Consider the following 21,545-nt stretch of genomic DNA (forward strand, 5'->3'; position numbering starts at 1 on the left):
GCGCGGACAGCCCCGGGCAACTCCCCGGGGCAGCGCGCCGAGCCGCTACTTAGCCCCTACTTCGCCGCGGCCTCCGGCGGGTCGAGCGGGTCGCCGTGGCCGGCCCGGTAGTAGGGCAGGTCGAGCGGCTCGAGTGGGGTCTTGCCGGCGATGAGGTCGGCGGCCTTTTCGGCGATCATCATGGTCGGGGCGTAGATGTTGCCGTTGGTGATGCCGGGCAGCACGGATGCGTCGACGACGTAGAGGCCTTCGGTGCCGTGGACGCCCATGGTGTCGGGGTCGACGACGGCCATGTCGTCGGATTCGGGGCCCATGACGCAGGTGCACGAGGGGTGGAGGGCGGTTTCGGCGTCGCGGCGGACCCAGTCGAGGATCTGTTCGTCGGATTCGACGTCGGCGCCGGGGGAGGTTTCGACGTCCCAGTATTCGCGCATGGCGGGGGTGTCCAGCAGTTTGCGCGAGGTGCGGATCGCTTCGACCCATTCGCGGCGGTCCTGGTCGGTGGAGAGGTAGTTGAACAGGATCTCCGGCTTCTTGGCGGGGTCGGAGGAGGTGATGCGCACGTGGCCGCGGGCGTCGGAGTACATGGGGCCGACGTGGAACTGGAAGCCGTGGTCGCCGTCGGGCTTGGTGCCGTCGTAGCGCATGGCCAGCGGCAGGAAGTGGAACATGAGGTTGGGGTAGGCCTCGTTTTCGTTGGAGCGGGCGAAGCCGCCGCCTTCGAAGTGGGAGGTGGCCACGGGGCCCTTCTTGGTCAGGATCCAGCGCAGGCCGATGAAGGGCCAGCGCCACTTGTCCAGGTAGGGCTGGGAGCTGACGGGCTGGGTGCAGTTGTACTGCACGTAAACCTCGAGATGGTCCTGGAGGTTCTCGCCGACGCCGGGCAGGTGCTTGACGACGTTGACGCCCACCTTGTTCAGCAGGTCCTTGTCGCCCACGCCGGACAGCTGGAGGAGCTGGGGCGAGTTGAACGCGCCACCGGCGAGGATGACCTTGTCGGCGCGGACCTGGTGGACGCGGCCGCCCTTGCGGTATTCCACGCCGACGGCCTTCGTGCCCTCGAAGAGGATGCGGGTGGTGTAGGCGCGGGTGCGCAGTTCCACGTTGGGGCGCTTGAGGGCGGGGTGGAGGTAGGCGCGCGAGGCGGAGAGGCGCTTGCCGCCGTCGATGTTGGCGTCGAAGGGGCCGAATCCCTCCTGGCGGTAGCCGTTGACGTCGGGGGTGTAGTGGTAGCCGGCCTGCTCGATGGACTTGAAGAAGGCCTTGAACAGCGGCGAGTCCGCCGGGCCGCGCTTCATGCGCAGCGGGCCGTCGTGGCCGCGGCGCGGGTCGTCCGGGTCGGAGCCCAGGGCGTTTTCCATGCGGTTGAAGTAGGGCAGCACGTTGCTCCAGCCCCACTTCTCCAGGCCCTCGGTGGCGCCCCACTTCTCGTAGTCCATGGGGTTGCCGCGCTGGTAGATCTGTCCGTTGATGGACGACGAGCCGCCGACGACCTTGCCGCGGGCGTGGTAGACGCGGCGGCCGTTCATCTCCGGCTCCGGCTCCGACTCGTAGGCCCAGTCGTAGAAGCGGTTGCCGATGGGGAACGAGAACGCCGACGGCATGTGGATGTACAGGTCCCACAGCGAGTCCATGCGGCCGGCCTCGAGGACGAGGACGGAGGTGGTGAAGTCATCCGACAGGCGGTTGGCCAGCACCGAGCCCGCGGAGCCGGCGCCGACGATGACGATGTCCTTGTGCTCGACGGTGTGCTCGACGGTTCCGTCGGCCGCGTTCTTCCGGCGGCGGGAGAAGGGGAATGTGGGCATGGGTCCTCCTGTGGTTCGGGGTCGGGCGGTGGTCGCTGTCCAGCGTTTTCCCGGAAAGGATGACATGACCCCGATGGATCGTGCCAATGTCGTTGCTGGCAATGAGAATCAATGCCTGCGTAAACCTGCTGGTCAGACCGGCATTTATGTTGTCATATGCTGCTTGTCACACAGGCTGCGTTAATGAACGTCCTACACTTGTACGGTCATCAGTCAACCGAGGGATTCTTCCTATGAATGAACGACCAACTTCTGCGCGCGAGACGTCGTCAAGCACGGCCGACCCCGAGCGCGACGCCCCGCACCTGCCCGCGACGGCGGCCGAACCACCCGAATCGCCGTCGGTGAACCTGCCGGTGTTCCTGATCTCCGGCATTGGCGTCATCGCCATCGCGCTGTGGGCGATCCTCGCCCCCGACAACGCCGCCGACACCCTCGCCGCGATCGTGGCCACGGTGTCGAAGAACCTCGGCTGGTTCTACGTGGTCACCGCCACCGCCGCCGTGCTGTTCATGATCTGGATCGCGACGTCCAAGGCCGGCAAGGTCAAGCTCGGCCCCGACCACGCGAAGCCCCAGTACAACCTGTTCTCGTGGGCCTCCATGCTCTTCGCCGCCGGCATCGGCGTCGACCTGCTGTTCTTCTCCGTCGCCGAGCCGGTCGCCCAGTACTACGGGCCGCCGACCGGCGACGCCGAGACCATCGAGGCCGCCCGCCAGGCCGTCGTGTTCACCCTGTTCCACTACGGCGTGACCGGCTGGGCGCTCTACGCGCTGATGGGCATGGCGTTCGGCTACTTCGCCTACCGCCTGAACATGCCGCTGACCATCCGGTCAGCGCTGTACCCGATCATCGGCAAGCGCATCCACGGCCCCGCCGGCGACGCCGTCGAGATCGCCGCGATGCTCGGCACCGTCTTCGGCGTGGCCACCTCGCTGGGCATCGGCGTCGTGCAGCTCAACTACGGCCTCAAGGTCCTGTTCGACCTGCCCGAGAACATCCCGATGCAGATCGCGCTCATCGTCGTCGCCGTCGGCGTGGCCACCATCTCCGCCGTATCCGGCGTGGACAAGGGCATCCGCCGCCTGTCCGAGCTCAACGTCGGCCTGGCCATCGGCCTGATGCTGTACATCCTCATCACCGGGCGCACCGCGTTCCTGTTCGACGCGCTGGTCATGAACATCGGCGAGTACGTGTCCAAGTTCCCCTCCATGACCATGGACACCTACGCGTTCTCCGACGCGCAGGAGTGGATGAACGCCTGGACCCTGTTCTTCTGGGCCTGGTGGGTCGCGTGGGCGCCGTTCGTCGGTCTGTTCCTTGCGCGCATCTCGCGCGGCCGCAGCCTGCGGCAGTTCATCGTGGGCACGCTGACCATCCCGTTCGTGTTCGTGCTGCTGTGGGTCTCCGTGTTCGGCAACTCCGCCCTCGACCTCGTCCTCGGCGGCGACGACGAGTTCGGCCAAATGGCCGTCGACATGCCCGAGCGCGCGTTCTACCTGCTGCTCGAGCAGTACCCGGCGGGCCTCGTCGTCGCCGGCGTCGCCTCCCTGATCGGCCTGCTGCTGTACATCACCTCCGCGGACTCCGCTGCGCTGGTGATGAGCAACTTCACCTCGAAGATCACCGACACCCGCCAGGACGGACCCGCATGGTCGCGCATCTTCTGGGCCGTGGTCGTCGGCGTGCTGACCATCGCGATGCTCTTCGTCGGCGGCATCCCCACGCTGCAGTCGGCGACCATCGTCATGGGCCTGCCGTTCGCCGTGGTCATCTACCTGATCATGTACGGCCTGTTCACGTCGCTGCGGCTGGAGATGCTGCAGAAGGACTCCGCGACGCGCACCATCCGCGGCGCCATCTCCGGCCGCACCGACGGCGCCGGCGGCAACTGGCGCCAGCGCCTGTCCCGCGCGATGACGTTCCCGGGCGCGCGCCAGTCCCGCCGCCACATCGACGACGTCGTCGCCCCCGCGCTGACCGAGGTCGCCGAGGCCATCCGCGAGCGCGGCGCCGACGTCACGCTGACCCGCGACACCGTCGACGAGGCCGGCATCGACCAGCTGGACCTGCTCGTCCGCTTCGGCGACGAGCGTGATTTCCGTTACCAGGTCTATCCCACCGCGCACCCCACGCCGTCGTTCGCCGGCCGCATCCACCTGGACCGGGACGCCGACGAGACCTACTACCGCCTCGAGGTGTTCACCCTGACCGGGTCGCTGGGATACGACGTTTACGGGTACACAGGGACGCAGATCATCGAGGACGTCCTGGATCTCTACGAGCGGCACCTGGAGTTCCTGCACTTGCAGGCCGATCTCCCGGGCAACTCGGATCTGTCGGACTCCGCGGACCCCGTCCGCGAGTGGACCGACGACTACGTCACCGACACCACCACCGCCAACGCGAAGGAGAACCGATGACCGAGGCCAACGCAGCCACCACCTCCGGCAACGCAGCCACCGGCACCACCCCCGCCACCCTGTTCATCGACGGCGCCTGGGGCCCGGCGGGCTCCGGCGAGACCCGCGCCATCACGTGCCCGGCCGATGGCGCGCACGTCGCCGACGTGTCGGAGGCCGCGGCCGCCGACACCGACCGTGCGATCGCCGCGGCCCGCGCGGCCTTCGACGCCGAGGGCGAGGGCACCTGGTCCACGTGGTCGGCCTACGACCGCGGTGAGCTGCTGCTCAAGGTCGCCGACGGCATCAAGCAGCGCCGCGACGAGTTCGCGCGCGCCGAGTCGCTGGACACCGGCAAGCGCCTGCCGGAGTCCGAGGCGGACATGGACGACATCATCGCGTGCTTCCAGTACTTCGGGAAGCTCGCGGGCCTGGACGCCGGCCGCGTCGTCGACGCCGGCGATCCGACGGTGGCCTCCCGCGTCGTCCGCGAGCCGGTGGGCGTGTGCGGCCTGATCACGCCGTGGAATTACCCGCTGCTGCAGGTGGCGTGGAAGGTCGCGCCGTGCCTGGGCGCGGGCAATACCTTCGTGCTCAAGCCGGCGGAGCTGACGCCGCACACGTCGATCCTGCTGCTGCAGCTCCTCGATGACCTGGGCTTGCCCGCGGGCGTGGCCAATCTGGTCACGGGCGCGGGTGCGGAGGCCGGCGCCCCGCTGTCGTCCGATCCCCGCGTGGACATGGTGTCCTTCACCGGCGGCCTGGTCACGGGCCGCACCATCGCGTCGGAGGCGGCGAAGACGGTGAAGAAGATCGCGCTGGAGCTCGGCGGCAAGAACCCGAACGTCATTTTCGCCGACGCCGATTACGAGGCTGCCCTGGACAACGCCCTCAACGGCGCCTTCGTCCACTCGGGCCAGGTCTGCTCGGCGGGTGCGCGCATCATCGTGGAGGAGTCCATCGCGGAGAAGTTCGTCGATGACCTCGCCGAGCGTGCGCAGCACATCGCCCTCGGCGGCCCCTTCGACGAGAAGGCGGAGACGGGCGCGCTCATCTCCGGGCAGCACCGCGACAAGGTCGCCGCGTACGTCGATCGCGCCCGCGAGCAGGGTGCCCGCATCCGCTGCGGTGGCGAGGTGGCGACGGGCCCGTCGGCGGACGGCTCCGGTTCGCTTGACGACGGCTTCTTCTACCTGCCCACCGTCATCGATCAGTGCACCCGCGAGATGGATTGCGTGCACGACGAGGCCTTCGGCCCCACCGTGACGGTGGAGACCTTCTCCTCGGAGGAGGAGGCCATCGAGATCGCGAATGACACGATCTACGGCCTCGCCGGTGCGGTATGGACCTCCGACGCGTCCCGCGCCGAGCGGGTGTCGCGCAAGCTGCGCCACGGCACGGTGTGGATCAACGACTTCCACCCGTACCTGCCGCAGGCGGAGTGGGGCGGCATGGGCCAGTCGGGCTTCGGCCGTGAGCTGGGCGAGACCGGCTTCGAGGAGTACACCGAGCAGAAGCACATCTACCAGAACACCGCTCCCGCGGTGACCGGCTGGTTCGAGGACCGCCGCTAGGAATCGCGGGGCCCCGGCACCGCGAAAAGAACCCCGCCGCCCTTTCGGGTGGTGGGGTTCTCGTGTGCTCGGCGGCGGCGTGCGGGGCGTCGTCGTTCCCCGTCCGTGCGCCGCCGGTCAGAGGCGGCGGGCGCCGGGCCCGTGCGTCTTAGGCGCGGCCGATGTGGTGGCCGACGGTCTGGACGCCGTGGTTGGTCATGTGGACGAACAGGTTGTAGTCGCCGATGTTGTCGTCGATGATGCCGACGACCCAGTTGTCGGAGTCGCAGGTGCCGTGGCCGGCGGTGATGCCCTTGATGCCGACGAACTTCGCGCCGGTGTCGCCGGCGGCCTGGGCCAGGCCGGCGTCGAGGCGATCCTCGATCTCGCGGAGGTTGACCGCCGGGGTGGGCACGCCGACGCCGCCGGTGTTGACCAGGCAGACCTCGCCGTTCGGGCCCGAGATGGTCGGGTATCCGGCGATCTTGATCTGCGCCTGCGGGGCGATCTGCTTGGCGCGGTTGATGGCGTCGCGGGCGGCGGCGCGGAGGTTCTCCTGGATCTGCGGCATGGGCATGCGGTCGTTCAGGATGTACGGGTACGTGTCGTTGGCGCCCGCGAGGATGACGACCTGGCGGGTGCCGCCGTCCAGCGCGCCGGTCTCGGCGGCGCGGTTGATCTGGTCGATGATGCGCATGCCGCCGGTGCGGAAGGACGCGCCGGCGCAGGTGTAATCGGAGATCGGGGTGCCGTTGCCGGCGCCCACCGCGTTGGAGAACAGGAAGTCCGTGCCGCAGTTCAGCTCGTTGACGCGGCCACCGGGGATCGGCGCGCCGGTCTTCGACTTGATCCAGTCGCCGACGGTCGGGTTGGCCGGCAGCGAGTCGCCGAAGACGACGGTGTTGCCGGGCGCGGCCTGCGCGGCCATCGGGAGGGACACGGCGGCGACGGCGGTCGCGGCGAGGGTTGCCAGAACGGTACGGATTCGCATTGAGCTGCCTTCGGGGGTGACGACGACGCAACCGGTTGATTCCGGCCACGATAACAACGTGCACAGCCTAATCGTTGCCGTGCCGTTATAAAAGTCAGGGGGTGAATGTAACTGAAGTGACGCATGGGGCGCGTGATGCGAGTCTAGTCCAGTGGTGCGGGACCGACCAGAGATACGGCGAAACCGGCCACCCGCGGTAATGCGGATGGCCGGTGTCGGTCCTGGAGGCGGGCAGCGGGGCAATGCCGCGCCCGCCCCGGGTCAATCGCGGATGTGCGCGTGGCCCAGCGCAATCAACCCATGGCGATTAACCCTTGAGCGAGGCGGGCGGGGCGAAGCGCTCGCCGTACTTGCCGGCCAGCTCCTCGGCGCGGGCGACGAAGCCGGCGACGCCGCGCTGCTCCGAACCGTCGGCGCCGGTGCCGTCGTAGTTCTTGATGAACTGGCGCGTGCCGCCCGTCCACGCCGGGTAGCCGATGCCGAAGATCGAGCCGATGTTGGCGTCGGCGTCGTGGAGGACCACGCCCTCGTCGACGCACTTCTGCGTCTCCACGGCCTCGATGAACAGCATGCGGTCGATGAGATCCTGCATGACCACGTCATCCGGGTCGATGGAACCGGCGCCGAGCTCGGTGCGCAGGCCCTCCCACAGGCCGGCGCGACGGCCGTTCTCGTACTCGTAGAAGCCGCGGCCCTCGAGCTTGCCCGGGCGGTCGAACTCCTCGATCATGCGGTTGACCAGGGTGGACACGCCGCCGTCGTCGAGGGTCTCGCCACGATCGCGGGCGGCGGTCTCGTTCTCCTCGCTGATCTTCTTCATCAGCTTGAGGTTCAGTTCGTCGGCAAGCTGCAGCTGCGCGGCCGGGTAGCCGGCCTGGCGCGCGGCGGCCTCCACCGTCGCGGGCTCGTGGCCCTCGGCGACCATGCGGATGGCCTCGTTGATGACCGTGCCGATGACGCGCGAGGTGTAGAAGCCGCGGGAGTCGGTGACCACGATCGGGATCTTGCGGATCTGCACCGCGAAGTCCAGCGCCGCGGCCAGCGTCTTCGGGTCCGTCTCATCGCCGGAAATGATCTCCAGCAGCTGCATCTTGTCCACCGGGGAGAAGAAGTGCAGGCCGATGAAATCGCCCGTGCGCTCCACGTGGGAGGCCAGCTCGGTGATCGGCAGAGTCGAGGTGTTCGAGCCCAGGATCGCCGTCTTCGGCACCGCGGCCTCGATCTCGGCGTGGACCTTGTGTTTGAGGTCGGTGTTCTCGAAGACCGCCTCGATGACCAGGTCGACGTCGGAGAGATCGTCGTAGGAATCGGTCGGGGTGATGCGGCCCAGCAGCTGCGCCGACTTCTCCTCCGTCGTGCGGCCGCGCTCCAGCGCCTTCGCCTCGATCTTCTCGGAGTAGTTCTTGCCGCGCTCGGCATTCTCCATGGAGATGTCCTTGAGCACGACGTCCATGCCGGCCTTCGCGCAGACGTACGCGATGCCCGCGCCCATCATGCCCGCGCCGACGACTCCGACCTTCTTGAACTCCGTCTTCGGGAACGGCGTGCCGTCCTCCTGCAGCGGGCGGGAACCGCCGCCGTTGCAGTGGTTGAGGTCGAAGAAGAACGCCTGCATCATGTTCTTCGACTGCGAGCCGGTGACCAGCTCGGTGAAGTAGCGCGACTCGATGGTCAGAGCCGTGTCGACGTCGACCTGCGCGCCCTCCACCGCGGCCTGCATCGCGCGGCGCGGGGCGACCATCGGCGAGCCCTTGAGCTGCTTGGTCAGGTTCGCCGGGAACGACGGCAGGTTGGCCGCGAACTTCGGGTTCTTCGGGTCGCCGCCCGGGATCTTGAAGCCCTTGACGTCCCACGGCTGCTCCGCGACGGCGTCATCGGACAGCAGCCACGCGCGGGCGCGGTCGAGCAGCTCCTCCGGGGCGACGACCTCGTCGACCAGGCCGGTCTTGAGGGCCTTGGCCGGGTTCATCTGCGCGCCGGTGAGCACGACCTTCATCAGCGCGTCCTGGATGCCGATCATGCGGACCACGCGGGTGATGCCGCCGCCGCCCGGCAGCAGGCCGAGCGACACCTCGGGCAGGCCGATCTTCGAGCCGCGCGCGTCGGCGGCGATGCGGTGGTTGGCCGCCAGCGCGACCTCGAGGCCGCCGCCCAGCGCCGCGCCGTTGATCGCGGCGACGACGGGCACCGGCAGCTTCTCGATGCGGCGCAGCGACTCCTTCATGTGCTGCACCATGTCGAACATCGACTGCGCGTCTTCCGGGCCGACCTGGGACATCTGCTTGATGTCGCCGCCGGCGAAGAAGGTCTTCTTGGCCGAAGCCAGGATGATGCCCTTGATCCCCGCCGCCTCCGGGCCGTCGGAAAGCTCCTGCTCGAGCCTTTCCACCGTGGCGCGGATGTCGTCCTGGAACGTCTGGTTCATGGTGTTGACGGGCGCATTCGGGTCATCCATCGTCAGCGTGACGATGCCGTCGTCGGCGCGGTCCCATCGGAACATGTTGTCGGTCATGTGGTGATCTCCCTGTAAACCTGTGTTCTGCGTTTGATGTGCCGGGTGTGAAGTGCCGGCGGGTGGGACCGGGCCTAGACCCGCTCGATGATGGTGGCCACGCCCATGCCGCCGCCGATGCACAGCGAAATCAGCGCGTAGCGGCCGCCGGTGCGGTGCAGCTCGTCGATGGCCGCGCCCGTGATCATGGCGCCCGTGGCGCCCAGCGGGTGGCCCATGGCGATCGCGCCGCCGTTGACGTTCAGCTTCTCGTCCGGGATGCCCAGCTTCTGCTGCGCGTGGAGGACGACGGCGGCGAAGGCCTCGTTGATCTCCCACACGTCGATGTCGTCGACGCCGAGGCCGGCCTTGCCCAGGACCTCGCGGACGGCCGGCTCGATGCCGGTGAGCATGATCGTCGGCTCGACGCCGTTGACGGCGGTGGCCACGATGCGGGCGCGCGGGGTCAGGCCCATGTCGGCGCCGGCCTTCTCGGTGCCGACCAGCGTCAGGGCGGCACCGTCGACGATGCCCGACGAGTTGCCCGGGTGGTGCAGGTGGTTGATCTGCTCCAGCTGCGTGTACTTCTTCAGCGCGACGGCGTCGAAGCCGCCCATCTCGCCCATCTGCGCGAACGACGGGCGCAGGCCGCCGAGCGACTCGACGGTGGTGCCCGGGCGGACGGTCTCGTCGTGGTCGAGGATGGTCAGGCCGTTCTGGTCGACGACCGGGACGACGGAATCCTTGAAGCGGCCCTCGTCCCACGCCTTCTTGGCGCGCTCGTGGGAGGTCACGGCGAGCTGGTCGAGCTGCTCGCGGGTGAAGCCGTCCAGCGAGGCGATGAGGTCGGCGGAGATGCCCTGCGGCACGAAGTCGGTGGCGAAGGACGCCTGCGGGTCCATGGCCCACGCGCCGCCGTCGGACATCATGGGCACGCGCGACATGGACTCGACGCCGCCGGCGAGGACGAGCTCGTCCATGCCGGAGCGGACCTTCGCGCTGGCCATGTTGATGGCGGTGAGGCCGGAGGCGCAGAAGCGGTTGATCTGCACGCCGCCGGTGCGGTTGGGCAGGCCCGCGGCGAGCGCGGCGGTGCGGGCGATGTCGGCGCCCTGGTCGCCGACGGGCGTGACCACGCCGACGACCATGTCGTTGATGCGCTCCTCGTCCAGGCCCGGGTTGCGGCGGCGGATCTCCTCGATCAGCCCGACGAGCAGGCTCAGGGGGCGGACCTCGTGGAGGGAGCCGTCCTTCTTGCCCTTGCCTCGGGGGGTGCGGAGGGCCTCGTAGATGAAGGCCTCGCCACCCGCGGGGATGCTGGCGTTGGTCATGGTGTGTGGTGTCCTCACATGTCGGCGAAGAGTGTCTCACGTCACTATAACGACATATGTGAAAATATCTACGTGGTCGACCGATTAACCACGCTTAACGCCGTTGCGGGTGCCCCCGCACCCCGGCTGAAACCGCACCGCCACCTACTTCTTCCGCAGCACCAGCACGAGGTTCGACACCCCGACCTCGCGCAGCACGGGCACCTTGGTCATCCACCATGCCCACCACGGGTGGTAGCGGGGGAAGGCGGCGAGCAGCTCGGCGTGCCCGGCGCGCTCCATCTCGCGTCCCCACGCCAGTCCCTCGGCGCAGCCGACCTCGAAGAGGGACTCGCCGTAGTAATTCTTGGGCCGTTTGCCGTGCTTGCGCTCGTACATGCGCCGCGCCCGGTCGCCGCCGAGGTAGTGCGTCATCCCCATCTCGTGGCCGCCGAAGGGCCCGAACCACACGGTGTACGAGTAGACGACCAGTCCGCCCGGCGCGGTGACGCGCAGCATTTCGCGGCCCATCCGCCACGGTTCGGCGACGTGCTCGGCGACGTTCGACGAGTACGTCAGGTCGAACGCCCCATCGCGGAACGGCAGCTCCAGCCCCGATCCGCGCACGGACGAATCGAGCCGGATGCCCGCCGCCGCCATCTCGCCGACGTCGGGTTCGCACGTGAAATAGTCCACGCCGCGCCGGGCGAACGCCTTGCCGAAGTACCCCGGCCCCCCTCCGACGTCCAGAATCCGGGTGCCCGTCAGGGGAGAGGCCTCCGCGTTTCCCGCCTCTTTCTTGCTTGACGACGTCCCGGCGTCCCCGGTGGCCGTCGTCAAGCAAGAATCACCCGAGCGCGGCAACCCGGACCCGGCGGCGATGCCCTCCAAAAGGGCGACCGTGTCCGCGGCGAGATGGCCGTAGAAGCGATCGGGGTCGGACTGCTCGTACTTGAAATCGCCGAGCAAGCCGAACGAGCGGCGAAGGGAGCAATGGGAGCGCAAAGCGGACAGCGCGGGCGGCGTGAAACTCACGCCCCCGACCCTATTCCACGCCCACCGTCCCAGGGCGCCGAATCCGGGGGAAGCGGCCGTGGGCGCCCGGCCCGGGGATTATGGTTGCCCCCATGAAGGTTCTCCTGCTGTGCTGGCGCGACACCGGCCACCCCGAAGGCGGCGGCAGCGAGCGCTACCTCGAGCGGGTCGCCGAACACCTCGCGCGGGAGGGCCACCGCGTCGCGTTCCGCACCGCCGCCTACCCCGGCGCACCGAAGAAGTCCCAGCGTGCGGGCGTGCGGTACTCCCGCGGCGGCGGCAACTTCTCCGTCTACGTCCGCGCCTGGGGAGCGATGCTCGCCGCGAGGATCGGCGTCGGGCCGATCGCCCGGGCGCTCGGCGGGCGACCCGACGTCGTGCTGGACACCCAAAACGGCATCCCCTTCTTCGCCTCCGTCGTGTCCGGGCGGCCGACCGTCGTGCTCACCCACCACTGCCACCGCGAGCAGTGGCCCGTGGCCGGCAAGCTGGTCGGGCGCTTCGGCTGGTTCGTCGAATCGACGCTCGCGCCGGCCGTGCAGCGGTCGTGCCGGTACATCACCGTGTCGAGGCCCAGCGCCGACGACCTGCGCGGGCTCGGCGTCGACGGCGACCGGATCTCCATCATCCGCAACGGCGTCGACCCCGTGCCCGACGTCGCCGTGGGCGCCGAAAACGCCCCCGCCGCCGCCGACCCCTGCGCCGTCGACGGGGGCCCGCGCCTGGTCACGCTGTCGCGGCTGGTGCCGCACAAGCAAATCGAGCACGCCATCGACGCCCTCGCCGCCCTCGACCCGGCGTACCCCGGCGCCGTCCTCGACGTCGTCGGGTCCGGCTGGTGGTCCGACGAGCTGCTCGCCTACGCGCGGGAGCAGGGCATCGAGGACCGCGTCGTCTTCCACGGGCAGGTGTCCGAGGAGGAGAAGCACCTGATCCTCGCCCGCGCCTGCGTCCACGTCATGCCGTCGCGCAAGGAGGGCTGGGGGCTGGCCGTCATCGAGGCCGCCCAGCACGGCGTGCCCACGGTCGGGTACCGGTCGTCGGCGGGGCTGCGCGATTCCGTCGTCGACGGGGTGACCGGGTTGCTCGCCGACACTCCCGCCGGCCTCGTCGAGGCCACCCGGTCCATCGTCGCGGACCCGGAGCTGCGATCGTTCCTGGGTGCCGAGGCCAAGACCCGCGCCGAGACCTTCAGCTGGGACGCCACCGCCCGGGCAGTGGAGCAGGTGCTTCACGACGTCGCGGCCGGCGCGGATGGTGCGGCGACCACGTAACCGGCCGCCTCGCCACCTCGTCTCGCGCCCTCCCGCCTTGTCCCGCCCCCTCTCCGGCGCAGATACCTACGTTTCGGCCAGGTACCTACGTTTGAACGTGAGTATCTGGCCGAAACGTAGGTGTCTGGCGGGCGCGGAGCGGTTTTCGGCCCCGCTCGACCCCAGAAAGACGTCCAGTGAACAGATAGATGCGGCACACCGCGTCTATTTGGTCACTGGAGCACTATCTGTGGGGCCGGGACGGGGCGGAGTCGGTGCGGAGGCGGGCTGGAGGCGGTGCGGAGTCGCCGCGGAGTCGGTGTGGAGGCGGGCCGAAGGCGGTGTGGAATCAGAGCCGAGTCAGGGCCGAGTCGGGAGGAGGCCGCGGATCGGGCCGGCCAGCGCCATCGCCACCCACGCCAGCAGCGCGACCCACGCGGGAGTGCGGTCCGCGGGTTCCACCGGGGCGATCGCGCCGGGCACCCGGTGCAGCGTCAGGTGGGCGTCGGAGTAGACGACCTCGAGGCGATCGAGGACGCGGGTGGAATCCCCGAATTCGCCCGGAGAGCTCTCCACCAGCACCCACCCGACACCGTTGTTCCGCAGCGTGGTGATCGCGGCGCCGACTCCATCCGGCGCACCATTCTCGGGCGCACCATTCCCCGGCGCATCATTCTCCGGCGCACCATTCTCGGGCGCGGCGGCATCGGGTGCGGTGACCGCATCCGCGCCGACATCTAGCGGATTGAGCAGGGCATTTTCCACCGTCGCCGCGGTGGTGCCCTCGCCGCCGACGCTGACCCCGGACACCACGAGGTCGCCGGTGGCCACGACGGGGGCGGGCAGCGTCTTCACCGCGGGATCGTAGGTGGGGCGGCCATCGATGATCCGGTACGGGCCGGCGGGCAGCACCGCCACCGCGGAGTCGTCCATGGCCACCAGACCGGACACCGCGCTCCACCCCGGCCACGGTGCGACGGGCTTCACGGGGGCCACGGCACGCGGCAGGTCCGGCACCGCGGCGATGATGACGACGACCGCGAACGTCGCCGCCAACCACCGCCGCCGGTCGGGGATCTGCCGCGCGATGGTTTCGGCGCCGGCGGCGGCGAGGATCACGTACCCCGGCACCGCGAAGGCCACCCATTTCTGGGCATCGCGAGCCAGTCCCGCGCCCGGAATCGTTTCCAGCGCCCAGGCCATCAGCGCGATTCCCGGAGGGGTGGCCATCGCGGCGACGACGAGCACGGAGGCGACGGCCAACACGATGAGGCGGCGGCGGTCCGAGCGGCGGTGGTGCTCCGGCGAAAGGGGGGCCGGGCGGCGGTCCGAGGAAAGGTGATCCGAGCGGCGGCGGCCGGAGGAAAGGTGATCGGGGCGGCGGCGGTCGGAGCGATGGGTGCGATGCGGTCCGCCGGCGCCCCAGGCCATCTTCGCGCCGACGATGAACAGCGCCAGCAGGGCGACGATGGCGAGTGCGGCAGGGCCGGTCTCGCGGGCATCGGGCACCGCCTGCCGATTCCAGATCCCGCCGAGCCCGGCGACGGCGCCGAGGGTGCCGACCCACTGCTCGGCACGCGCCGCGAAAGCCGCGGCGCCGGCGGGATCGGCGAGGATCGCGCCAGCTGCGGAGCCCGCGCCGGAGCCTGCGCCAGTGCCGGTGCCGGACCCCGCGCCTGCGCCACCGCCCGCGCCAGCAAGCGCGCCGAGCACGGTCGGCACCAGCCATGGCAGGGACACCACGACTCCGGTCACAACGGCGATGGCCCGGTCGCGCCACGACCGCGCGGCCACCACCGCCACGCCAATGCCCAGCAGGGCCCCGGTCGGCGTCAATCCGGCGCAGGCCATCGCCGTCGCCCGCCACCACGGGGCCGCCGCGATCGAGGCCAACGCGATGGCCGGCAACAGCGCCATCGCCAACACCAGCGACCACTGGCCCTGCAACAGGCGCTCCACGACGAACGGATTCCACAGCAGCATGGTCACCGCCGCGATCTGCCCGACCACCCCCGCGCCCAACGTCCGCCGGACCAGCTCCGCGGCCGCGACGCCACCGACGGCCAACGCCGCGAACATGAGCACGCGCACGACCATCCCCGCGTCGGCGACCCCGCCGACCAATGCCAGCAGCGCATCCTGCGGCGCGGCGCGGGCGGCCGACTCGCCGAGGCCCCACGCCGCATCCGTCAGCGCGGGATTCGGCGGCACCACCATGTCCCGCAGCATCGGCATCCCCGGGAACGCGAACGGCCACAGCACCGCCGCGACGAGCAGGAAGGTCCAGCCGACGACGATGAACCGGCCGGTGCGCTCGGCGCGCAACGCAGAGACATTCACGCGGTCACGGGCATCGCGGCCGGTGCGCCCGGCACGGGTGGCGGCGCCCATCGCGGCACCCCCCGCGCGCTCGGTCGTCCCCACGGCTTCATCCACGGCGACGAGTCTATCGGGGCACCCGGATGGCGGGGCCGGGTGGCGGGGAGGTGGGCGTCGTCAAGCAAGAAACCCGGGGCACGAAAAACGCCCGCCCACCGGAGAAAACCGGTGGGCGGGCGCAAACCCGTGAGCGATCGGCGGCCCGGACTGACTGGTACTGGCCCGGACCGACCGAAGCGACTAGGAGCGGCGCAGCGAGCGGATGCCCAGCAGCACCAGGATCAGGCCGATGATGCCCAGCACCCACGGCACGATGGTGCCGGCGATGTTCAGGGCGGACTTCGAATCCTTGGCCTTGGCCAGCTGGTTCTTCTTGGTCTCCTCGCTCCACTGGCCGGAGAAGTCCAGCGCGGTGCGGTTGCGCTCCTCGGCCTCCTTCTTGCGGCCCTCCTCGGTCACCATCTCCTTCGCCTCGGCGTCATCGCGGGCGTAGAACTGGAAGATCTCCTCGGTGCCGTTGACGATCATGCCGGTGGTCGGCTCGACGCGGACGGTACGGGTGGTGGTGTAGTAGCGGTCCATCTCGACCTCGTCCTCACCCTCCAGGCCCCAGACCTCGGCCGGGAACTTCAGGCGCAGCGACGCCAGCGACGACTCGTCCGCCTTGGTCAGCTCGCGGCCATCGCGGGTGGCGTGGGCGCGGGTGTTCTCGTACAGGTTCTGCGGGGGAACCGTCATGGAGTACTTGTACACGGTCTCGCCGTCCTGCTGCTCCTCCTCCTTGAAGTCGATCTCGAAGAGGTCCAGGCCGATGGCGTCGTAGTACGGGTACGACTTCTTCTCGGCGTCGAACGGGAACTGGTACTGGATGCCCGGGCGGGTGAACTGCACGGGCTCGTCGGCGCCCTCCTGGCCCGGGGCGGCGCCGGAGATGGAGGAAATCGGCTCATCCACCGGGAACGCGTTGGCGCGGTCCAGGGTGATGCGGTCGACGGTGGCGTTGATCAGGTTGCGCGGCTCGTCGCGGTCCTCGCGCATGATCACGGTGCCCGCCTCCAGGGTGACGCGCTCCTTGTCGGAGGGCTCCTCGGTGCGGACGTGGCGGGAGGACTTCAGCGGCACCTCATCGTTGATGAAGCAGTGCAGCGGCAGCGCGCCGCCGGCGTCGCCTTCGCCTTCGCCTTCCTCGGCGGTCTCGCAGCGCGGGTCGTCCTTGCGCGGGTCGACGACCTCGCCGGCGGCGAGGGCGCCGGAGTCGAGCAGGGCGCCTTCGCGGACTTCGGTGACGGTCGTGGAGACCGTGTCCAGCGGGATGACCTTCAGTCGGGGCACGAGGAAGGTCGGCAGCAGCACCGCGATGACGATCAGCGCGGCGCCGATGATGATCATCAGGTGGGAGAGAGTTCTTTTAGCCATGAGCAGTGATTTCCCTTACGTCTTCCGGGTTTCTCGTGCAAAACCTAGCAGGTTCCGAAACTAAGGTACGACAAAATCAAATATTATCCGGGAATGATCGTCCGACAGAATCAGGCACAACCCGCCGGGGTGGGCACCGAGCTGGGCGAATCCGCTTTTGCGGGGCAGCCGGGCCCGGAATTCCGGCCCGCGTTCCGCCCGGGATTCCTGCCCGCGCTGGAGGGTTTGCGGGCGGTGGCGTCGCTGGGGATCATCGGCACGCACGTGGCATTTCAGACGGGCCATGACGTCGGCGCGATGTGGGAGCGGATGCTGGGCCGGTTCGATTTTTTCGTGGCGGTGTTCTTCACGTTGTCCGGTTTCCTGTTGTGGCGCAGCCATCGGGCGGGGCAGGGCGGCGTCGTGTGGCGCCGGCGTCGCGATGGCGGCACGGACGGTGAGCGGGGGTCGACGGCGTCGGGGTGGGCGAAGTACTACCGCAAGCGCGCCGCGCGCATCCTGCCGGCCTATTGGGTGCTGGTGGTCGCCGTCATCATCGCGTTGCCGGTGGGGCAGGGCGCGGGCCTGCGCACGTGGCTGACGAACCTGACGCTCACGCAGGTTTTCTTCGCCGATTCGCTCCACGGCGGCCTGACGCACCTGTGGTCGCTGTCGGTGGAGGTCGCCTTCTACGTCACGCTGCCGGTCTTCGCCATCGCGCTGCGCGGCCTGGACCCGATGCGCCGCCAGGGCCTGCGCATTCTCGCGTTGGCGGGCCTGTCGGTGCTCAGTTTCGGCTGGGTGTGGCTGCCGATCCCGTACCCGGACGGCGTCAATCCGCACATCCAGCCCGCGGCGTATTTCTCGTGGTTCGCGGCTGGCATGATCCTCGCGGAGGTCGAGTCGCTGGCGGGTTCGGAGTCGGCCCGCGCGCGCCGGCTCCTGGAGGGCGTCAAGCGGGCGGCGCGCCTGCGGTGGCTGTGGATCGCGGTGGCGGTCGGCGCGTTGTGGCTGGCGGCGTTCATGGGGCCGGAGGGTCTGGTGGAGCTGTCGCATTGGGAGTTCCTGCGCCGCACCTGGTGTGGCCTGGTCTTCGGCGCGGCGATCATCGGCCCGTGGGCGCTGGCCCCGGAGTCGCGGGTCCTGACCACCCCGGTCATGCAGGCGCTGGGCCGCTGGTCCTACGGCATCTTCCTGTGGCACATGGCCATGTTGTCGGTGGCGTTCCCGCTGCTGGGGGTGCGCATTTTCGATGGCCACATCGCGCTGGTCTGGCTGGTCACCGTCGCGTTGACCATCCCGATGGCCGCGGCGTCCTACGCGTTGGTCGAAGAGCCCGCGCGCCGCTGGTTGGGCAGGGTCTGGGCGAATGATGCGAGGACCACGGCGCCGACCGCGACCAGCTGAAGCGGCCATTCGAAGCCCGCGTAGCCCGCGCCGGGCCATGCGTCGCGGGCCAGGATGATGCCAGCGATCCCCGCGAGTGCGGCGGTCGCCGCGATTGCTTGACGACGGATCGTCTCCGCCCCACACCGCCTCACAAGATTCACGCCGATGACAGCCAGGATGGCCGCCACGGCGGCGCCGGGCAGTCCCGCAGTAAGCCAGGCCACGGCGAATCCGGCTATGGCAGTGGTGTTGCGGTGCAGGTCGGGGACCTGCGCGGGATCCATGTCGGCGGTGTCGATGGCGGTGGGGAGGGGCCGTCGACACGCAAACCCGATGGCCACCGCAACCAGCGCGAACAGTGCCGCCAGCCCGCCGCCGGCGAGGATGCCCGTGCGCCACGTCGCGGCGGCGGGGAAATCGATGGTCAGGGTGCCTGCGACGCCCGCCGGGACCAGCCAGCCCTGCTGCCAGCCGTTGACGGTGACGGGCTCGAGCTCGCGGCCGTCGATGTCGGCGACCTGGCCGGGATTGACGGAGACGGGGCGGTAGACGATGCGGTCGGCGTCGGAGGCGGCGATGGTGCCGGAGCCGATGGCGGTGTCCGAGTCGGTGCCGGCCGCGAAGTCCTCGATGACCTGCGGGTCCTGCTGCTCGCGGGTCGGGGCGGCGTAGTCGGCGCCGGTGAGGGTGACCCAGCGGGCGCGGGAGCCGATCTCGTGCATGCCCGGCTCGAGGTCGACGGTGTCGCCGCAGGCCACCGGCTCGCCGTCGAGCTCGGTCCACGGGTCGGCGAGACCCGTGCGGCACGTGTCCGCGTCGACTGTGACCGTGATCGGCGCGGGCACGGTGAAGGCGCGGCGCAGGCGGTCCTCGGGGATCTCCTGGCCGAAGGACCAGCGCTGCACCAGCGGGGAGGCGTCCGGGACGACCGGCAGGCGGATCGGCGTGACGTCCTCGCCGGCGGAGTTCTCCAGCGTAATTTCAGCCAGCGCGAACCCGGCGGGGGCGTTGGTGGCGGTGATGCGGATGGCGCCGGCGTCAGAATCGGCATCCGAATCAGAGTCTGTGTCGGCGTCTGCATCAGAGCCACTGCCCGAGACTGCGCGCGGCAGCGGCATCGACATCGGCTCGCCCGGCGTCAGCCACTTCGACGTCGACGCGCCGCCCGCGCGGACCTGCACCTGGGCGGGGACGACGGCGGCGGTGATGGTCAGGCGGCCGCCGTCGAGATGCTCTTCGGGGACCATCTCCACCCACTCGGCCTGGCCGCCGGTGCCCGCGCGGGGCTCCCACCACGTGGTGGGATCGCCGTCGACCAGCGCATTCATGGAGTGCTCAGGGCGGGCGCCGCCGACGTTGTACGGCTCCGACGCCGACGACGACACCTCCAGCGACGCCCGGCCCGTGGCGGTCTGCGTCTCGGCGATGCCCGCGGCGGGGTAGTCGGCGACCTCGTTGGTCACGCCGGTGTCCTCGTCGGGGGCGAGCAGCCCGGAGACGGCGCCGCGGACCTCGCCGTAGTTGCGGCCGCGGCGGGTGGGGGTGTCGGTGACGGTGCCGGCGGCCTCGCCGTGGAGCATGCGCACCGGGGCGTCGCCGTCGACCTCGTCGAGGCGGGCGAGCACCTCCGGGCCGCCGGAGACCAGCGGCACCGACGACGAGTCGACCATGCGCGGCGCCAGCGCATCGGCGCCGCCGTCGACGGCCCAGATGGTCACCGCCGCAGCGGTTTTGCCGGACACCGCGCCGGTCGGGGCGCCGTCGCCGCCGTGGGCGAACTCTGCGACGCGGGACATCCCCGGCGACGCCTGCAACGTGGCGCGCAGGTCGCGCAGGCCCGTGCCGCGGTTGAACGCCGGCAGATCGGAGCGCACCAGCACGTAGCCGATGCCCTGGTTGCGCAGCGTCGCGGCCAGGGAATCGACGCCCTCGCCGCGGTCGAGAAGTTCCTGCACCCCGTCGAGGCCGCGGATGGCCTCCGGCGGCACCAGCGGCACCGCGTCGCGCACCACCCAGGGCACGTCGGTCAGCGGCTGCAGGGGTTCGTCGCGGGTGAAGCCCCAGTCCATGTCGGCGAAGGGCATCGACGGCGCCACCAGCGTGCGGGCGCCGCCGGCGTTGGCGTTGAGCCAGTCGGCGGCCTCGGTCCAGTGCGACGGCACTTCCTGGTACGCGCCCGTCGGCGCCAACCGCGCGCTCCACGCGGGGGCGGTGGCGCCGGCGGCGGCGACGAGCACGAGCATCGCCACCACGGCGGAGCGGTGCTTCTCGGGGTGGAGCCACTTCTCGCGGAGCTGCTGCTTCCGATCCGAGTCCCCGCCAACTTCCCTTCCGGAGCCCGGCCACGGCAGCATCGCCGTGGCGTGCGCCAATCCCAGCATCAGGGGGAGGCGAACGGCGGGGTCCATTTTGTGGAGGTTCCTCAAGGGGGCGAGCGGGCCGTCGAGAAGCGAACGGCCCCAGTCGCCCAGCGGCGCGAAAGGATCCGTCCACGCCGCCATCGACGCGATGCCGATCAGCGCCATGAGCAGCCAGCCGCGGCGGCCCGGCATCGACCCCATGGCCAACCCGACCAGGCCGATCGCGGCGATGGCCATCGTCGCCAGGATCAGCACCGGCTCCGAGACGATCGCGTTGCCGCCGACGCGCTCCAGCGACACGAACGGCGCCCACGACGTCGCCCCGCGCAGCGTCTCGCCGAGGTTCAGCCAGCGCGTGGTCACGCCGGAGGACTCGATGTAGTCGGTGAACGGGGGCGAGTACGAGCCGAGCATGAGCAGCGGCACGATCCACCACATGCTCACCGCCGCGCAGGCGCCCAGCCAACCGGCGAACATGGCCCACGCGCGCTTGCGGTGCGGACCGGAAAAACCGGCGAAGACCAGCACCAGCGCCGCCGGGACGCAGGCCGCGGCAGTGCCGACGGCGTTGACGGCGCCCGTGCACAGCACCGCCAGGCCCGACAGAACGACGGCGCGGACGGCGAGCTTCCAGCCCACCGCGTCGGGGCGCCTGGCCACCACCAGCAACGGCAACAGGATCCACGGCGCCAGCGCCACCGGCCACGCCTCCGACGAGATCGCGCCGAGGGTGGTCAGGATGCGCGGCGACAGCGCGTAGAGCAGCGCCGCCAGGATCCGGGACTGCCGGGTGCCGATCCCGGCGACCTCCGCCACCCGGTAGAAACCCGTGAAGGCCAGGCACAACAGCAGCGACCACCACAGTCCCTGCGTCAGCCAATCCGCCCAGATCGCGTCGGGCAGCAGGTCGAACAGCGCGAAAAACGGGCCCTGCGGGAACAGGTACCCGTATGCCTGATTCTGCAGCTGGCCCAGCGGCATGACCTCGGACCACATGCTCAGCGACCGCTCGAGGAAGCCGGTCGGGTTGGCCGTCAGGTCATGCTTCGTGTCCGCGACCGTGCGGCCGGGGGACTGGATGAAGGCCAGCAGGCACAGCAATGCCCACCAGCCGACCAAGGCGCGCGTGGGCGTGCGTCGATCGGTGGTGGGCATGACTGGGCGGGGCGGTCGGGCGAG

At 70.1% G+C, this 21,545-nt stretch carries 12 protein-coding genes; 4 read left to right on the forward strand and 8 right to left on the reverse strand.

Annotation, left to right across the window (positions count from 1 at the left end; translation table 11 throughout):
• Nucleotides 1-56: 56 nt before the first annotated feature.
• Nucleotides 57-1,808: a choline dehydrogenase gene (gene betA, locus ACFWGD_RS07775; RefSeq protein ID WP_377778060.1), complete on the reverse strand. Its 1,752-nt coding sequence runs from the start codon at nt 1,806-1,808 to the stop codon at nt 57-59.
• Nucleotides 1,809-2,041: 233 nt separating this feature from the next.
• On the opposite strand from betA, the gene betT reads away from it, so the two are divergent.
• On the forward strand, nt 2,042-4,231 hold the full coding sequence (betT, locus tag ACFWGD_RS07780; RefSeq protein WP_377778061.1) for a choline BCCT transporter BetT: 2,190 nt from the start codon (nt 2,042-2,044) through the stop codon (nt 4,229-4,231).
• On the forward strand, nt 4,228-5,784 hold the full coding sequence (locus ACFWGD_RS07785; RefSeq protein ID WP_377778062.1) for an aldehyde dehydrogenase family protein: 1,557 nt from the start codon (nt 4,228-4,230) through the stop codon (nt 5,782-5,784). Before betT ends, ACFWGD_RS07785 begins: the two co-directional genes overlap by 4 nt.
• A 148-nt stretch (nt 5,785-5,932) precedes the next feature.
• On the opposite strand, the gene ACFWGD_RS07790 is transcribed toward ACFWGD_RS07785, so the two are convergent.
• The 4 genes from ACFWGD_RS07790 to ACFWGD_RS07805 all read right to left on the reverse strand — a co-directional run bounded on the left by ACFWGD_RS07790 (nt 5,933) and on the right by ACFWGD_RS07805 (nt 11,590).
• Entirely contained in the window at nt 5,933-6,754 is an 822-nt protein-coding gene (locus ACFWGD_RS07790; protein ID WP_377778064.1) for a GDSL-type esterase/lipase family protein, read from the reverse strand.
• Nucleotides 6,755-7,061: 307 nt separating this feature from the next.
• A complete protein-coding gene (locus ACFWGD_RS07795; RefSeq protein ID WP_377778065.1) occupies nt 7,062-9,266 on the reverse strand; it encodes a 3-hydroxyacyl-CoA dehydrogenase NAD-binding domain-containing protein in 2,205 nt (734 codons plus the stop codon).
• 74 nt (nt 9,267-9,340) lie between these two features.
• Nucleotides 9,341-10,576, reverse strand: a complete 1,236-nt coding sequence (locus tag ACFWGD_RS07800) for an acetyl-CoA C-acetyltransferase (RefSeq protein ID WP_377778066.1) — start codon at nt 10,574-10,576, stop codon at nt 9,341-9,343.
• A gap of 144 nt (nt 10,577-10,720) precedes the next feature.
• Nucleotides 10,721-11,590 carry a class I SAM-dependent methyltransferase gene (locus tag ACFWGD_RS07805; protein ID WP_377778067.1) on the reverse strand — a complete coding sequence of 290 codons (870 nt, stop codon included), beginning with the start codon at nt 11,588-11,590 and terminating at the stop codon, nt 10,721-10,723.
• Nucleotides 11,591-11,682: 92 nt separating this feature from the next.
• Here ACFWGD_RS07805 and ACFWGD_RS07810 point away from each other — a divergent pair, with 92 nt between their 5' ends.
• Entirely contained in the window at nt 11,683-12,864 is a 1,182-nt protein-coding gene (locus ACFWGD_RS07810) for a glycosyltransferase family 4 protein (RefSeq protein WP_377778068.1), read from the forward strand.
• 339 nt (nt 12,865-13,203) lie between these two features.
• Here ACFWGD_RS07810 and ACFWGD_RS07815 read toward each other — a convergent pair whose 3' ends face one another.
• Both ACFWGD_RS07815 and ACFWGD_RS07820 read right to left on the reverse strand, forming a co-directional pair.
• Nucleotides 13,204-15,279: a hypothetical protein gene (locus tag ACFWGD_RS07815; RefSeq protein WP_377778069.1), complete on the reverse strand. Its 2,076-nt coding sequence runs from the start codon at nt 15,277-15,279 to the stop codon at nt 13,204-13,206.
• 183 nt (nt 15,280-15,462) lie between these two features.
• Nucleotides 15,463-16,638, reverse strand: coding sequence for a DUF3068 domain-containing protein (locus tag ACFWGD_RS07820; protein WP_377778070.1), 1,176 nt, complete (start codon nt 16,636-16,638; stop codon nt 15,463-15,465).
• 93 nt (nt 16,639-16,731) lie between these two features.
• Here ACFWGD_RS07820 and ACFWGD_RS07825 point away from each other — a divergent pair, with 93 nt between their 5' ends.
• Complete coding sequence (locus ACFWGD_RS07825; protein ID WP_377778071.1) at nt 16,732-18,024, forward strand: acyltransferase family protein; 1,293 nt, start codon at nt 16,732-16,734, stop codon at nt 18,022-18,024.
• Here ACFWGD_RS07825 and ACFWGD_RS07830 read toward each other — a convergent pair.
• Nucleotides 17,934-21,521, reverse strand: a complete 3,588-nt coding sequence (locus tag ACFWGD_RS07830; RefSeq protein ID WP_377778072.1) for an alpha-(1->3)-arabinofuranosyltransferase family protein — start codon at nt 21,519-21,521, stop codon at nt 17,934-17,936. The genes ACFWGD_RS07825 and ACFWGD_RS07830 overlap by 91 nt on opposite strands.
• Between the last annotated feature and the right edge of the window lie 24 nt (nt 21,522-21,545).

This window comes from Corynebacterium sp. NPDC060344, assembly GCF_042725215.1.
Classification (GTDB): domain Bacteria; phylum Actinomycetota; class Actinomycetes; order Mycobacteriales; family Mycobacteriaceae; genus Corynebacterium.

What these genes read in the sequence shown, in the direction of transcription:
- ACFWGD_RS07800 (WP_377778066.1), bottom strand. Translation starts at nt 10,576, where the DNA reads ATGACCAACGCCAGCATCCCCGCGGGTGGCGAGGCCTTCATCTACGAG.
- ACFWGD_RS07795 (WP_377778065.1), bottom strand. Translation starts at nt 9,266, where the DNA reads ATGACCGACAACATGTTCCGATGGGACCGCGCCGACGACGGCATCGTC.
- ACFWGD_RS07825 (WP_377778071.1), top strand. Translation starts at nt 16,732, where the DNA reads ATGATCGTCCGACAGAATCAGGCACAACCCGCCGGGGTGGGCACCGAG.
- ACFWGD_RS07785 (WP_377778062.1), top strand. Translation starts at nt 4,228, where the DNA reads ATGACCGAGGCCAACGCAGCCACCACCTCCGGCAACGCAGCCACCGGC.
- betT (WP_377778061.1), top strand. Translation starts at nt 2,042, where the DNA reads ATGAATGAACGACCAACTTCTGCGCGCGAGACGTCGTCAAGCACGGCC.
- ACFWGD_RS07810 (WP_377778068.1), top strand. Translation starts at nt 11,683, where the DNA reads ATGAAGGTTCTCCTGCTGTGCTGGCGCGACACCGGCCACCCCGAAGGC.
- ACFWGD_RS07820 (WP_377778070.1), bottom strand. Translation starts at nt 16,638, where the DNA reads ATGGCTAAAAGAACTCTCTCCCACCTGATGATCATCATCGGCGCCGCG.
- ACFWGD_RS07830 (WP_377778072.1), bottom strand. Translation starts at nt 21,521, where the DNA reads ATGCCCACCACCGATCGACGCACGCCCACGCGCGCCTTGGTCGGCTGG.
- betA (WP_377778060.1), bottom strand. Translation starts at nt 1,808, where the DNA reads ATGCCCACATTCCCCTTCTCCCGCCGCCGGAAGAACGCGGCCGACGGA.
- ACFWGD_RS07790 (WP_377778064.1), bottom strand. Translation starts at nt 6,754, where the DNA reads ATGCGAATCCGTACCGTTCTGGCAACCCTCGCCGCGACCGCCGTCGCC.